The organism is Mariniflexile maritimum, from assembly GCF_009746565.1.
Classification (GTDB): domain Bacteria; phylum Bacteroidota; class Bacteroidia; order Flavobacteriales; family Flavobacteriaceae; genus Mariniflexile; species Mariniflexile maritimum.
In genome coordinates, this window is the sequence record NZ_WRPN01000003.1 from 280,343 (window position 1) to 294,027 (window position 13,685).

At 38.1% G+C, this 13,685-nt stretch carries 11 protein-coding genes; 4 read left to right on the forward strand and 7 right to left on the reverse strand.

Features of this window, described 5'->3' with window-relative positions:
- Nucleotides 1-49 precede the first annotated feature (49 nt).
- On the reverse strand, nucleotides 50-859 hold the full coding sequence (locus tag GQO80_RS06570; RefSeq protein ID WP_157207539.1) for a DNA/RNA non-specific endonuclease: 810 nt from the start codon (nucleotides 857-859) through the stop codon (nucleotides 50-52).
- A gap of 2 nt (nucleotides 860-861) precedes the next feature.
- Nucleotides 862-2,514 (reverse strand): alkaline phosphatase PafA, encoded by a 1,653-nt coding sequence (pafA, locus tag GQO80_RS06575; protein WP_157207540.1) that lies wholly within the window; start codon nucleotides 2,512-2,514, stop codon nucleotides 862-864.
- Nucleotides 2,515-2,624: 110 nt separating this feature from the next.
- Here pafA and GQO80_RS06580 point away from each other — a divergent pair, with 110 nt between their 5' ends.
- A complete protein-coding gene (locus GQO80_RS06580; protein WP_157207541.1) occupies nucleotides 2,625-3,362 on the forward strand; it encodes an MlaE family ABC transporter permease in 738 nt (245 codons plus the stop codon).
- Complete coding sequence (locus GQO80_RS06585) at nucleotides 3,362-4,129, forward strand: ABC transporter ATP-binding protein (RefSeq protein ID WP_157207542.1); 768 nt, start codon at nucleotides 3,362-3,364, stop codon at nucleotides 4,127-4,129. The genes GQO80_RS06580 and GQO80_RS06585 overlap by 1 nt, the downstream gene beginning before the upstream one ends.
- A gap of 123 nt (nucleotides 4,130-4,252) precedes the next feature.
- Here the strand turns inward: GQO80_RS06585 and GQO80_RS06590 are convergent, their stop codons facing one another.
- On the reverse strand, nucleotides 4,253-5,854 hold the full coding sequence (locus GQO80_RS06590; protein ID WP_157207543.1) for an OmpA family protein: 1,602 nt from the start codon (nucleotides 5,852-5,854) through the stop codon (nucleotides 4,253-4,255).
- A 178-nt stretch (nucleotides 5,855-6,032) separates the two neighbouring features.
- Nucleotides 6,033-7,547 (reverse strand): GH3 auxin-responsive promoter family protein, encoded by a 1,515-nt coding sequence (locus GQO80_RS06595; protein WP_157207544.1) that lies wholly within the window; start codon nucleotides 7,545-7,547, stop codon nucleotides 6,033-6,035.
- Nucleotides 7,548-7,589: 42 nt separating this feature from the next.
- Between GQO80_RS06595 and GQO80_RS06600 the strand changes: the two genes are divergently transcribed.
- Nucleotides 7,590-8,384 carry a DUF2797 domain-containing protein gene (locus tag GQO80_RS06600; protein ID WP_157207545.1) on the forward strand — a complete coding sequence of 265 codons (795 nt, stop codon included), beginning with the start codon at nucleotides 7,590-7,592 and terminating at the stop codon, nucleotides 8,382-8,384.
- A gap of 59 nt (nucleotides 8,385-8,443) precedes the next feature.
- Here GQO80_RS06600 and rpsU read toward each other — a convergent pair whose 3' ends face one another.
- The 3 genes from rpsU to GQO80_RS06615 all read right to left on the reverse strand — a co-directional run bounded on the left by rpsU (nucleotide 8,444) and on the right by GQO80_RS06615 (nucleotide 12,338).
- Entirely contained in the window at nucleotides 8,444-8,638 is a 195-nt protein-coding gene (gene rpsU, locus GQO80_RS06605) for a 30S ribosomal protein S21 (RefSeq protein WP_157207546.1), read from the reverse strand.
- Between the two features lie 31 nt (nucleotides 8,639-8,669).
- Nucleotides 8,670-9,533: a sigma-70 family RNA polymerase sigma factor gene (locus tag GQO80_RS06610; RefSeq protein ID WP_157207547.1), complete on the reverse strand. Its 864-nt coding sequence runs from the start codon at nucleotides 9,531-9,533 to the stop codon at nucleotides 8,670-8,672.
- A 111-nt stretch (nucleotides 9,534-9,644) separates the two neighbouring features.
- Nucleotides 9,645-12,338, reverse strand: coding sequence for an AsmA-like C-terminal region-containing protein (locus GQO80_RS06615; protein WP_157207548.1), 2,694 nt, complete (start codon nucleotides 12,336-12,338; stop codon nucleotides 9,645-9,647).
- A gap of 171 nt (nucleotides 12,339-12,509) precedes the next feature.
- On the opposite strand from GQO80_RS06615, the gene folK reads away from it, so the two are divergent.
- The gene (gene folK, locus GQO80_RS06620) at nucleotides 12,510-13,643 is read left to right on the forward strand and encodes a 2-amino-4-hydroxy-6-hydroxymethyldihydropteridine diphosphokinase (protein WP_157207549.1); all 1,134 of its coding nucleotides are present in this window, start codon (nucleotides 12,510-12,512) and stop codon (nucleotides 13,641-13,643) included.
- The last annotated feature ends 42 nt before the right edge of the window (nucleotides 13,644-13,685 follow it).

Genomic DNA, 13,685 nt, shown 5'->3' on the forward strand with positions numbered 1-13,685 from the left:
ATTGAAAAACCCTTTCAGCATTTTGAACACTGAACAGGTTATTTTTTTATTAGTTGAAGCTCCAATCCTTATAGCTGCTGGATGCTTCCAATTTATTTTCTAATGCGTCATCCAACTGCGGAAAAAAATCGATACCGGTTAGTTTTTCAACTTCATCAACTGAAACCACAAATTCGTACAGAGGTTTGTTTGAATTTTCATGGGGCATTAAAAACGCAATCATTCTTGGTTTGCCACTATTTACATCAATAAGTACTTTGTAAAACTGGTTGGGCACTGCTACGTTTTCACTACCAATTGTTTTCATAGCACCTTTTAAAACACCGCCCGTAACAACAAAAACGCCATCATATTTACTTGCCCAATAGCGAACTTTCTGCTCTAAGGTATTCCAAATTCCAGAATTGAAGCTGTGCGCTTGTGGGCTAATGTTGCTGGTTAAAAACGTTTCGTTAAAAGCCACTTTGCTATAACTTCTATCGCCTGCAGGACATAAATGCCCACGATCGTAACCCGAATTTTTATAATTTCGCCAATCGGCTGCTCCGGTTTTTACGGTATCGTCCACTTCAAAATACGGCCGCTTAAAATTTGTGTTTACAAGCTGTGTTTTTTTTAGCTCGTAAGCAACCCATTCGGCTTGTTCGTGTGGCTCGCTGTAAGACAAGGAAAAGGCTTCATGATGAATTACTTGTCCTGTGGTGCTTGTTGGCAGAAAGAACTCGTTGGTATTGGTTTTAACTTCTTTTCGTGTGCTAACAATTTCTGCTTTTTCTTCATTCTTTAAAAAATGCTCATAGCCATACACTCCCAAAACAATGAGCAACGCAAGTAAGGTATATCGTGTTTTTTTGTTCAAAACTATTCAAAAACAAATTCAAGCGGCTGTCCAATAGCGCCACTAGGGAAACTGGTTCCTAAAAGTGCCGACATGGTAGGTGCGATATCGGTAATCTCGGTTTTCTGGAAAGTTTGTCCGTGTTTTATACCTTTACCATAAAACAAAAGCGGCACATGGGTATCATAGTTTAGGCTGGACCCATGCGTAGAACCGGTTTTTCCGTAGGAAATAAATGCCGGATCGAAAACATACAGCACGTCGCCAGAACGTTTTTGGTTAAATCCTTTTTGCAATAGCGTTTCAACACCTGTTGTAAACGAGGTAGTGCCCATGCTTGTTGCTGTATAGGCCTTGTCGATATGTTCGTAGTTTATTATTTCGTTTACAAGGGCTTTTTGTACGGTTTCCAAATCAAGATGAAGTTCGTTTAGTTTGGCCCTGTTTAAGAAAATTTGATTATTGCTTACGTTTTCAATAAGATCGGATGTGCCAAATTTAGTTTTCATAAAATCGCTAAACATGGCTTTTTGTGCTTTTGAATCAATATATCCCGCCGGAATTTTAACACTTTGCAAATATGCGGGCACCTCAACGGCCGCATGGTCTGCGGTAAGGAACAGCGTGTAATTTCCTTTGCCTACTTTTTCATCAAGTGCTTTAAGGAAACGTTCCAAATCCAGGTCCAAACGGATATAAGTATCTTCAATTTCTTTGGAGTTTACACCAAAATTATGACCAACGTAATCGGTACTGGAAAAACTTACGGTTAGCACATCGGTTATGTTATCTTGCCCCAATTGTTCGCCGCTTATTGCTGCAATGGCAAAATCGGCTACGATGCTATTGCCATAAGCTGTTGCCTTCAAAATATCGAAACCACCATTTTGGTCTTTTAAAACTTGTAGGTCGTACGGAAATGTTGCTGTTTCCTTACCCTTAAAACCGCCTTCAAAATTGTTTAAATCGCTGCCACTTTCGGTATAAGTTTCAATATTATATAGGGTATTCCATGGTTTTAAATAGAAAGCTGCCCTATTGGATGTATTAAAATCGTTTACCCACTTTGGCAAGGTATTCATATAAAAGGTACTGCTTATAAAATACCCTTTATCTTTGCCATAAAACCAATATGCGGCATTCGCTGTATGGCCAGCAGGTAAAATGGCTCCTCTATCCTTTATTGAGATGCCAATGGTTTTGCCCTGCATTTGGGTAAACAATCTGTTTTCATCTGTAAAAGTGGTTGTTTTCATTCTATGGGGCGACATTTGTCCGTCTTCGGTTTCGGCACCCACTGCTTGCACAGTGTCGTCGCCGGCACAATACACCATTTTTTTAATGTCTTTATCGTACCAATCGTTTCCTATAATACCATGATATTTTGGCGTAGTGCCCGTATATACCGAAGCATGTCCAGGTGCGGTATAAGTAGGCACATAATTAAAATGGTTGTTTTTACAATTAAAGCCTTCATTCATCATGCGTTTAAAACCACCTGCACCATATTTATTGTAAAAACGGGTTAAATAATCGTACCGCATTTGGTCAACTACAATCCCTACAACCAATTTTGGTTTGCCTGTCGTTTCGTTTTTATTTGAAAGAACAGCGTTTTGGGCATTGCACGAAAAAAGCAAAAGGATGACGGATAAAAAGGAAACTAGATTTTTCATTATAATTACACTATTAGATAACCCAAAAATACAGTTTTTATACATCTTAATTTGAAATAAGACTTAAATACCTATAACTTTTTTTTACTTTAGCGGTATTATAATTTTATATGGCTTATCTACACAATATTGGTGCTTATTTTTTGATGGTTGTTGAAATGTTTCGCAAACCAACCAAGTGGTCGGTAATGAAAAAATTAATATTTAAGGATATTGACGACTTGATTATTGGCTCCTTGGGCATCATCGCTTTTATATCGTTTTTTGTTGGTGGCGTTATAACCATCCAAACGGCATTAAATATTAGCAACCCGCTTATCCCAAAATATTTGGTTGGGTTTGCTACCAGACAATCTGTTATTTTAGAGTTTGCACCCACATTCACCTCGGTTATCATGGCAGGAAAAGTAGGCTCATTCATTACATCCAGTATTGGAACCATGCGAGTTACCGAGCAAATCGATGCGCTGGAGGTTATGGGCATTAACTCGTTAAATTATCTGGTATTTCCAAAAACCGTGGCGTTAATGCTCTACCCCTTTGCCATCGCCATAGGTATGTTTTTGGGTATTTTAGGCGGTATGGCCGCTTGCATTTATGGTGGTTTTAGTTCGTTGGACGATTATATTTTAGGCATTCAAACAGATTTTATTCCATTCCATATTACCTATGCCTTTATAAAAACCTTTGTTTTTGCTTTTGTTCTGGCAACCATCCCCTCTTTTTATGGCTACTACATGAAAGGCGGCGCCCTTGAGGTAGGCAAAGCAAGTACCACTGCCTTTGTTTGGACCTCGGTAGTAATTATTTTATTGAATTATGTACTAACCGATATGTTGTTAAGCTAATGATTGAAGTTACAAATTTACATAAATCGTTTAACGGTGTTGAGGTTCTAAAAGGCATCAGCACCACCTTTGAAAAGGGAAAAACCAACCTTATTATTGGGCAAAGTGGTTCGGGCAAAACCGTTTTCATCAAATGTTTGTTAGGCTTGTTTAATTATGAAGAAGGAAGCATTGCATACGATGGCAAGATTTTTTCTAATTTAACCGAAGACCAAAAACGCGATTTACGTGCCGAAATTGGCATGGTTTTTCAAGGAAGTGCCTTATTCGATTCGATGACCATTGAAGAAAACGTGATGTTCCCGTTACGCATGTTCACAAAACAAAGCAAGAGCGAAATGCAAGACCGTGTAGATTTTGTACTAAAAAGGGTAAACCTGGAAAACGCCCATAAAAAAATGCCCAGTGAAGCTTCGGGAGGGATGCAAAAACGCGTTGCCATTGCTCGCGCCATTGTAAACAAACCAAAATATTTGTTCTGCGACGAGCCAAACTCGGGCTTGGACCCCAAAACCGCCATTGTTATTGATAACTTAATTCAGGAAATTACCGATGAATACCAAATCATTACCGTGATAAACTCGCACGATATGAATTCAGTAATGGAAATTGGCGAAAAAATAGTGTTCCTAAAAGATGGCTACAAAGCGTGGGAAGGCTCTAAGGATACCATTTTTAAAACCGACAATCAAGTTGTAACCGATTTTGTATATTCCTCGGAACTAATGAAAAAAGTACGCCAAATGTATATTGAAGAGAAATCTTAAACACATCCTACTTGGCGTTTCCTTATTTTTAAAAACTTCGTTTATAAACAACTTTAATTGCGCATTATAAAGCCCATACTTTGCATGCTAAATTTTTTGCAAGTTTCCTTCTGATAAAAACCTCTAATCCAAAATCACAAATTCTACGCGACGGTTGGTTTGCAAATCGGCTTCAGTACAATTGCCCCCACAATCAATTAAAGGTTTCGTTTCCCCAAACCCTTTAGAAATTAAGCGGTTTTTATTAATTCCGTGACTGATTAAATATTTTACCGCCGAAGCTGCACGTTTATTTGATAGGTTTAAATTGTACGCATCCTTCCCTACGTTATCGGTATGGGCATTAATGGCCAATTTCATGTCTGGGTTTTCGTTAAGTACTTTAATAATTTTATTTAATGAAATATGCGATTCTTCTTTTACGCTGTATTTGGCAAAATCAAAATAGATGTTTTCAATCACAATTCTTAATTCTTCATCAACTTTTGCAATTACAGGTTCGGTGGTTAGCAAGTCTAGGTCTTTGGTATAGGTTGTATTAAAATTTCTATCGGCCAAAAACTCAAAATTACCTTCCTTAAAACCGTCTTTTAAGGTCGTGATAGCATATAATTCAAAAGGCACTACATCAAACGTGTAGGAGGCATCTTCTTTGGTTATTGTTCTAGCAATTTCCACACCTTCTTCATCCTTTAAAATAACCAAGGTATTTGGTAGTTTTATTTTAGTTTCCAAATCGCGTATCTTGCCTTTTATGGTTTGAACAATGGCATCGTTGGTAGCCGTGTAAATATCAAAACCGCCCTTGCCATTTGGCCTGTTTGAAGACACGTAACCATCATTTTTATTTGCCAAAAAATAAGCGACCTCGTCGTAAGATGAATTTATAGAGTTGCCTAAATTACGTGGTGCTTTGTATCCTGAACTTAAAATTTTGCTGACAAATAAATCATATCCCCCTATGTTTTCATGGCCTTGTGAAGAAAAGTAAAGATATTTACCATCTTTTGAAAGTGATGGGTATTTTTCATTCAAAGGGGTATTGATGGCGCTTCCCAAGTTTTCGGGAGTACCCAACGTACCATCGGGATTTATATTGGAAACATACAGGTCGAACCCTCCTAAAGACCCTTTTCTATTAGACGAAAAATAGAGCTTATCGCCTTTTGGGCTTACAAATGGTGTTTCAATGGAAGCCCCGGTTTCGTTAATGCCCAATAAGGTTTGGTTTATCCAATTGCCGTGTGAGCCATCCTCTAAATCGGCTTTATACAATTTATATTCCAGCGAATTGTCTTTACTGCTTCGGGTAAAATAAATGGTTGTTTGGTTTGGTGAAAAAGCCACTTGATCTTCGCTTTCGTTGGTGTTCAAGATTCTCGAAAAAAGCAGCGGCATGCTCAATGCGCCATTTGAAGCGATGTCCAAACAGAATAAATCTTTATAGGCTTCATGGGTGTTTGGGTCTATTTTGGCCAATCCTCCCAATTTTTTTGAGGAAACCATGATGAGCTTATTTCTGAAAAAACCTGAGCCAAATTCGGAATACGGACTGTTAACCCCTGCATCTAAAAGTTCAAAATTAAAACCATTGGCATCGATCGTACTGGGTTTGGAACGCAGGTTTTCATAAGACAGATGGTTTACGGCTACAAAATTTGAAGTGCCTTGTGCGAACAGCACATGCGACAATAGCAAAATGAAAAATGAGAGGATTGGTTTCATCTTTTAGAGGGATTAAGATTAATTAGCTACTAAATATAATATTGAAGTGAACGCCTAAAAAATTTCTTAGACCAACAACATTTATAATCGTTAAGTTATTGTTTTATAGCACTTTCAGCAAACAAAACTTGCTGCGGCAAAAAAACGAATTGATCAAAAAAAGTAAGCTAAAAATCCTTTAAACGTTCAACTTTATCAAATCGTCCATATACAGGCGTGTGTTGGAAAGCCGAGGTACTTTATGTTGGCCGCCTAATTTATTGTTTTGCTTTAACCAGTCGTAAAACAAGTTGTGGCGCGCAATATTAATTTTGGGCTTGTTAAGGGTGATGTTGTTGTAGCGTTTCGCCTCGTAATCTGAATTTAAGGATTTTAGGGCATTATCAAACAGTTCGTTAAAATAATGAATGTCGCTAGGGGGTGTTTTAAATTCTATCAACCACTCGTGCGCGCCCTTTTCTTTGCCTTCCATAAAAATAGGCGCTGCGGTATAATCGACAATTTCGGCCTTGGTACGCTTGCATACTTTTTTAAGGGCCTCTTCGGCATTTTCAATAATAAGTTCTTCGCCAAAAACGTTAATATGGTGCTTTGTTCGGCCGGAAACTTTAATTCTGTATGGGTTCAAGGAGGTGAATTTAACGGTATCGCCAATTTTATAGCGCCATAAACCCGCATTTGTAGTGATGATGACCGCATAATTTTGGTTTAGTTTTACTTCGCTAAGCGGAATGGCTTTTTCGGCCCCTGTTGCATAAACGTCCATAGGAATAAATTCGTAAAATATGCCGTAATCTAGCATCAAAAGCAATTCATTGGAATTATTTTGATCTTGGATAGCAAAAAAACCTTCCGATGCATTGTAAATTTCATAATACCTAAAATCTTTTTTTGGAAGTATCCTTTTGTATTGGTCTTTATAAGGCACGAAGCTTACGCCGCCATGAAAATACACTTCCAAATTGGGCCAAACATCGTGCAGGCTCTGTTTTCCTGTGGTTTCCAATACATTGTTTAACAGTACCAACATCCATGAAGGAACGCCTGCAAGACTGGTAACGTTTTCGTTAATGGTTTCATTTACAATGGCTTGCATTTTGTATTCCCAATCGCTCATCAACGACACTTTGTTACTTGGTGTGCTGCTAAACTCTGCCCAAAACGGCATATTATCAATTAAAATAGCCGACAAATCGCCAAATACCGTTCCGTTTTCCTTATATAATTCCTTGCTTCCGCCCAAGCGCAAACTTTTGCCCGTAAACAGTTGCGAGTTTTCGTTGTTGTTAAGGTACATGCACAATAAATCCTTACTAGCGGCGTAATGGCAATCTTCAAGCGAATGGTCACTTACCGGAATAAACTTACTCTTGGCGCGCGTGGTGCCGCTTGATTTGGCAAACCATCGAATGGGTGTTGGCCAAAACAGGTTGGTTTCACCTTTCATGCTGCGTTCAATTACATCCTGCCAACCATCATAATTTTTTATAGGAATACGTTCCGCAAAGGTTTGGTAATTTTTTATGGAAGCAAAGTCGTATTGTTTGCCAATTTCTGTGTCTTTGGCAATATCCAAAAGCTCTAATAGCAATTCGTTCTGTACTTCATTGGGGTATTTTAAAAACAATTCTATTTGGTGAAACCGCTTTTTCAGGAACCAAGAAGCAATGGAATTTACTATAGTGATTGGCATATTTATATTATCTTTAAGTTTTTAAAAATAATACTTTTTTTTATGACTTACCAAGGTGTTCTAACAAAAATGGAAACAGAATTTTCAAACCCCATCGCCTACTATTTAGTGTTTGAAAACGACTTTTTGAACATGAACCAATTATTGGGAAAAACCCTTAACCTTCAATTTGTTAGGTACCAATGCTTGAACTGCGGATTGGACAAGCCCATTTTTCGCCAAGGATTTTGTAAAAATTGTTTTTTTGAAATACCACAGGCAGCAGATTGGATTATGCGCCCCGAATTAAGCACCGCCCATTTGGATAAAGAAGATCGCGACCTTGAATACGAAAAAAAAGTACAACTGCAACCGCATATTGTATATTTGGCAAATTCCAGCAACGTAAAGGTGGGCGTTACCAGAAAAAGCCAAGTGCCCACACGCTGGATAGACCAAGGCGCACATGAAGCGATTGAAATTGTTGAAGTGCCAAACCGCTATTTAGCCGGTATTACCGAGGTGGCTTTAAAAGACCACGTAAGCGATAAAACCAATTGGCGCACCATGCTTAAAAATGATATTGTAGATGAAGATTTAGTGCAATGGCGCGAAAAATTAAAGCAATACGTTCCAGATGAAGCAAAGGATTATTTTATCGAGTCCAATACCGAAACCACTTTACAGTTTCCCGTTGAAAAATATCCAAAAAAACCAATTAGTTTGAATTTAATAAAAGACCAAACCTACACAGGCAAACTTACCGGCATAAAAGGGCAATACCTTATTTTTGAGGACGATACCGTTTTTAATATTCGTGGGAATGAAGGCTTGGTGGTAGCAATTAGCGTTCTATAAAAAATCCCATTTACAAGCTTAATGCCAATGGGATTAATCTATTTCCTGAACTCCAAACGTTAAATATCTTCTTGGTCCCTCATAGTTTGAATGTACTGTGCCTTCTGTATCTGGCGCCGTCTTTTAACGGATGGTTTGGTGAAAAATTGAGCATCCCTTAGGTTTTGCATCACTTTAATATTGCGGTGTTTCCGTTTATAACGTTTTAGGGCGCGTTCAATGTTTTCGCCTTCTTTAATGATAATTTTTAACATGTATCGGTTTTTAATTGGTTTGTATGAAGGACTATCCCAAATACGTTTTTAATACTTTACTTTTGGAAGCATGGCGCAACCTGCGGATGCCTTTTTCCTTTATTTGCCTAACGCGTTCGCGGGTTAACCCGAAAACTTCCCCTATTTCTTCAAGGCTCATGGCTTGTTTGTCGCAAACACCATAATAATAGCGTATTACATCTGCTTCTTTTTCCGAAAGCATGTTCAAGGCCCTGGTTATTTCAATGTTTAAGGAATCGTTCATTAAATTAACATCGGGCCGTGGCGATTCTTGGCTATTTACAACATCGTAAAGTGTAGAAGTTTCTCCGTCTTTTAAAGGCGCATCCATAGAGACGTGCCTACCCGAAATTTTCATCGATTGCTTAACCTCGGTTAAGGTAAGTTCCAAGGTGTTGGCAATTTCTTGGGCACTTGGGGCTCTTTCGTGCGTTTGCTCCAAAAAGGCATAGGCCTTATTTATTTTATTGATGGCGCCAATTTTGTTTAAGGGCAACCTAACAATTCGCGATTGCTCCGCCAACGCTTGAAGAATGGCCTGCCGTATCCACCAAACGGCATACGATATAAACTTAAAACCCCGGGTTTCATCAAAACGTTTGGCGGCTTTCACTAAACCGGCATTGCCCTCGTTTATTAAATCAGGCAAGGTTAAACCTTGATTTTGGTATTGTTTTGCAACCGAAACCACAAAACGCAAGTTAGCAGTAGTGAGCGTATCTAAAGCCTTTTGGTCTCCTAAGCGTATTTTTTGCGCTAATTCAACTTCTTCGTCAACAGTTATTAATTGAATTTTACTAATATCCTGAAGATATTTGTCAAGCGACTTCGATTCTCGGTTGGTAACTTGTTTCGTGATTTTTAATTGCCTCATGTAATATATTTAAGTTATAGATTATATAACCTACAACTTAACTTTTTTAATGAGAAAACCTAATAATTACGCCACTTTAGGATTATATAACAAGGTATATCTTACAACGGGCTATTTAACGCTGTCCTTTGCCTTTTTCTTACCGCCCAATAAACCGCCCAATACATTTTTTACGGCATCTTTAGTTTGCGTATTTGTTTTGGTTTTGGTAGAATCGGTTTTGGTTTTGTTACCGCCCATAATGCCTCCAATAACATCTTTTACAGCATTGCTTTGCGCTGTTGAAGTAGAATCTTTTTTAGCCTTATTGCCAGAAATTAAATCGCCCAACATACTATTTACCTTGTCTTTGCCCTGATTGAGCAATTTTTGCTTTTGTATTTCAACCAGTTGTTTGGTTAAGTTTGAAACCCCGCTTGTTAAATCGGTTTTTACAGAAGGGCTCGTGTAAGACCCGGTAATGTTTGCCGTTACGGGAATGGTAAGGTTTTTGGCCGAAACATCATCTATTTTCGCAATCAGGTTGGCAACTTCTGTGCCCAAATATTTTGCTGGCACGTTAAACACGGCATTATAGGCCATGGTTTGGTCGAAGCCATGAGCTCCGGCAACTTCAATATCAATATCTTGGTATTTAATATGGAACGGTTTTACGCTAACTTTTCCATTGTTAAATTCAAGTTTTGTTTTTAAATCGTTTAAATTTATTTTTTTGAAATCGATGAAATTCAAGGAATTCCCCAGTTTGTTCAATATTTCCGCATTTGATGGATTTACCGCAGAAGATAGAATTTCTGCAAATGCATTACCCGACAAGCTGTTCAGGTTGGGCGTAAAATCATCGGTTAAATTGCCTTTCAAACGCAATGTGGTGTTTAATTTCCCTTGAATCACTTTCGCTAAAGGGGCCAATTTTTGAAAAAGCTCCATGCCCATAAACGATTTGGCTATATCGAAACTGTTGATATCCAAATCCATGTTAAATGTGAGCGTGTTGGTTTTTGTTGAAACCATTCCTGAAACCGCCAATTTGCCATCAAACAAATTAGTTGTAAAATTTTGCAAGTGCACTTGTTCATCTTTAATAACCAATACACCTTTGGCATTTTTAAGCTGTAAATTATCGTAAAGCACGGTGTTGGCCTGCGCGTTTATGGTACAATCTAAAAAGGCAGGTATTTTTAAAGCGGCAGGTTTTGTTGTTGAGGTTTTTTTGGTGGCATGGGTCTTGTTTTCCGCAGAAGCGTCATCACTCATAAAATCGTTTACAGCAAACGTGTTCGAGTCTAAATTAAAATTACCCTGCAAGGTTTTGTTGCTAAACATGAACCCTAATAGATTTTTAATGGTGCCCGTAGCATGCATATCGCTTTTGCCGGTTTTCGCATTAAACGTGTTTAATGAAATAGTGCCGGGGTTAAAGGTAATGGCAGCGGAGGCAATTTCGAGCGGATTTTTAAAAGCATCCGAAGTGTATTTAAAATTATCAAGGCTGGTGTTTCCGCTTATTTTTATGCGCTCATAGGCATTTTTTTCAACAGCATCCATATCAAAAGCGGTATTAACCTTGGCTTTTAAAATACCTGTTAACGGGGTTTTAAAATCAACAGGATATACTTTTGCGATGTTTGCCAAATTGATAACACCATCAATATCGGCATTTACCAACATGTTGCCCATAATGTTTTTTAGGGTTGCAGACGACTTAAAAACATCTTGGTCAATTTTAAAATTCAAGGTGTTTATGGCGATATAGGTATCATCGGTTTTCCCCGTTTCGTTTTTAATTTCGGTGTCGATAATGATGTTTTCAACACGCTTTGGCAAGTCGGGATATTTAAAGGACGCATTGTTCGATTTGATGCTAATATCCAGTGTAGGAATGGTTGCATCGGTTACTTTGCCTTTTATGATGCCCTTTATTTTGAAATCGCCCGTAGTTTCAACATTTTCTATGTTTTTTGAATAGCTTTCCGGAATCACCGCCAAAAAGTTTTTAAAGGACGATTCGGGGTTTTCAAACGTAATATCAACATCTTGTCCGTCTTCAAGCAGTTGCACAAAACCGTTGAATTTTATGGGCAATTGGTTTACAAAGCCTTTGTTTTCCTTAAACGTGTATTTGCTGTTTGCCAGATCCAAACCAATAAGCGCGTCCAACTTTATTGGGTTGTTGTTTAAGTAATTGGTACTATCCATGGTAAAACTTACCTTGGCTTGACTTTTGGTGTCCAATTCCGATTTTTCAGCTGAAAACGTGCCCTTTCCTTCATGGTTGAATTCAGAAATCCTGAAATACAGTTTCGATGCATCATCTAAATAGTTAATGGTGCTATTTTGAATTTGATAATCCTGAATGTCGAACGCAAAACTGCTGGGGGTTTCGGCGGAAGCGTTATCCTTTTCCTTCGTAATGTCGTAGTTGGTTTTCCCTGCGGTATTGGTTTTTAAATTCAACAAAATGGCATCGGCGGTAATGGAATTTACAATGATGGGGTCATCGGCTTTTTTAAACAATTCCTTGACCGACATGGTAAAGGCTATTTTTTTGGCGCTCACCAAGGTATCGCCCTTAAACGGTTCAAAATTGGTAATGGCCAAATCGCTAACGGTAACGTGTGCCTTAGGAAACCCTTTTATAAAACTTAAGCTCACATCGCTAAACTCTACCTGCGCATTTAGGTTTTGGTTAATAAACCGTTTTACCATATCCTTAATTTGCGATTGGAACACGAAAGGTGCCGCAATAAGAAGAATGATGACGATAAGCAGGGAGATTCCAGAAATTTTAAGCGCTTTTTTCATAGAGTAACTTTGTGAAAATATACGAACAAAAGTAACCAAAAGGATGCTGAAATGTTAAAAATTAACACCCATTTATAGTTTTAAATAAATACAATGCCCCATAAATTGTGAATAAATACACTTTAAAAACTTAAAAGATTAGCATTAGTTTTACTTATTTTGCCACTACTTATGGCACAGGCAAAAACGTTTTACATAGCATTAGGAAGCAACAAAGGCGATAAATTTAAAAATCTGCAGGAGGCTATCGATTTAATATATTTGAAAATAGGCACGATATCGCGTATTTCAAAAGTGTACAAATCGCCTGCTCTTGGTTTTGAAAGCGACGATTTTTTTAACGCCTGTTTGGTTGTTGAAAGCGATTTGCAACCAGAAACCGTGCTTCAAGAATTACTGGCCATTGAAACCCGTTTAGGGCGTGTAAGAACAGGAACAGCCCAATACGAAGCCCGAACCATCGACCTGGATATTATTTTTGTTGAAGACAGCATCATTCACACCCAAACACTTCAAGTACCGCATCAAGACATGCAGAAACGCTTGTTTGTTTTAATGCCATTGAATGATGTGGCACCCACTTTAAAGCATCCAACATTAGGGGAAAACGTTGCCAATTTATTGGAAACTTGCACCGATACCAGTGTGTTGGAACCCATAAACATTTGGTTAAAAAACCCAAGTAAAGCCTACGATTTCTCAAAATTAAGCTACATCGCCATTGAAGGAAATATTGGTGCCGGAAAAACCAGTCTAGCCACTAAAATAGCCCACGAATTTAATGCAAAACTTATTTTGGAACGTTTTGCAGACAACCCGTTTTTGCCCAAGTTCTATAACGACGCAGCACGTTACGCCTTTCCTTTGGAAATGTCGTTTTTGGCCGATCGCTACCAACAAATTAGCGACGATTTATCGCAACTCGATTTGTTTAAGGATTTCATAGTGAGCGATTACGATGTGTTTAAATCGCTTATATTTTCAAAAGTAACCTTGCAGGAAGATGAGTTTAAGCTCTACCGTAAACTGTTCTACCTTATGTACAAAGACTTGCGCAAACCCGATTTATATGTGTATTTGTACCAAAATACCGAAAGTTTACAGGCCAATATTAAAAAACGGGGGCGCGATTACGAACAAAATATTGAAAACGATTACCTAGAAAAAATAAACACCGGCTATTTGGAGTTTTTAAAGACCCAAACCGATTTTAACGTAAAGATTATTGATATTTCAGACAGGGACTTTATTGAAAACCGCATGGACTACTTATGGATTTTGGGCGAAATTTGCTCCAAAAACTAAGTGATTAAAAAGTTTTTGTTCTCTTTTAATTGGGTTCCTTTT

Excerpts from the sequence above, each read along its gene's own strand:
- pafA (WP_157207540.1), bottom strand. The coding sequence starts at position 2,514 with ATGAAAAATCTAGTTTCCTTTTTATCCGTCATCCTTTTGCTTTTTTCG.
- GQO80_RS06580 (WP_157207541.1), top strand. The coding sequence starts at position 2,625 with ATGGCTTATCTACACAATATTGGTGCTTATTTTTTGATGGTTGTTGAA.
- GQO80_RS06585 (WP_157207542.1), top strand. The coding sequence starts at position 3,362 with ATGATTGAAGTTACAAATTTACATAAATCGTTTAACGGTGTTGAGGTT.
- GQO80_RS06590 (WP_157207543.1), bottom strand. The coding sequence starts at position 5,854 with ATGAAACCAATCCTCTCATTTTTCATTTTGCTATTGTCGCATGTGCTG.
- GQO80_RS06595 (WP_157207544.1), bottom strand. The coding sequence starts at position 7,547 with ATGCCAATCACTATAGTAAATTCCATTGCTTCTTGGTTCCTGAAAAAG.
- GQO80_RS06600 (WP_157207545.1), top strand. The coding sequence starts at position 7,590 with ATGACTTACCAAGGTGTTCTAACAAAAATGGAAACAGAATTTTCAAAC.
- rpsU (WP_157207546.1), bottom strand. The coding sequence starts at position 8,638 with ATGTTAAAAATTATCATTAAAGAAGGCGAAAACATTGAACGCGCCCTA.
- GQO80_RS06610 (WP_157207547.1), bottom strand. The coding sequence starts at position 9,533 with ATGAGGCAATTAAAAATCACGAAACAAGTTACCAACCGAGAATCGAAG.
- GQO80_RS06615 (WP_157207548.1), bottom strand. The coding sequence starts at position 12,338 with ATGAAAAAAGCGCTTAAAATTTCTGGAATCTCCCTGCTTATCGTCATC.
- folK (WP_157207549.1), top strand. The coding sequence starts at position 12,510 with ATGGCACAGGCAAAAACGTTTTACATAGCATTAGGAAGCAACAAAGGC.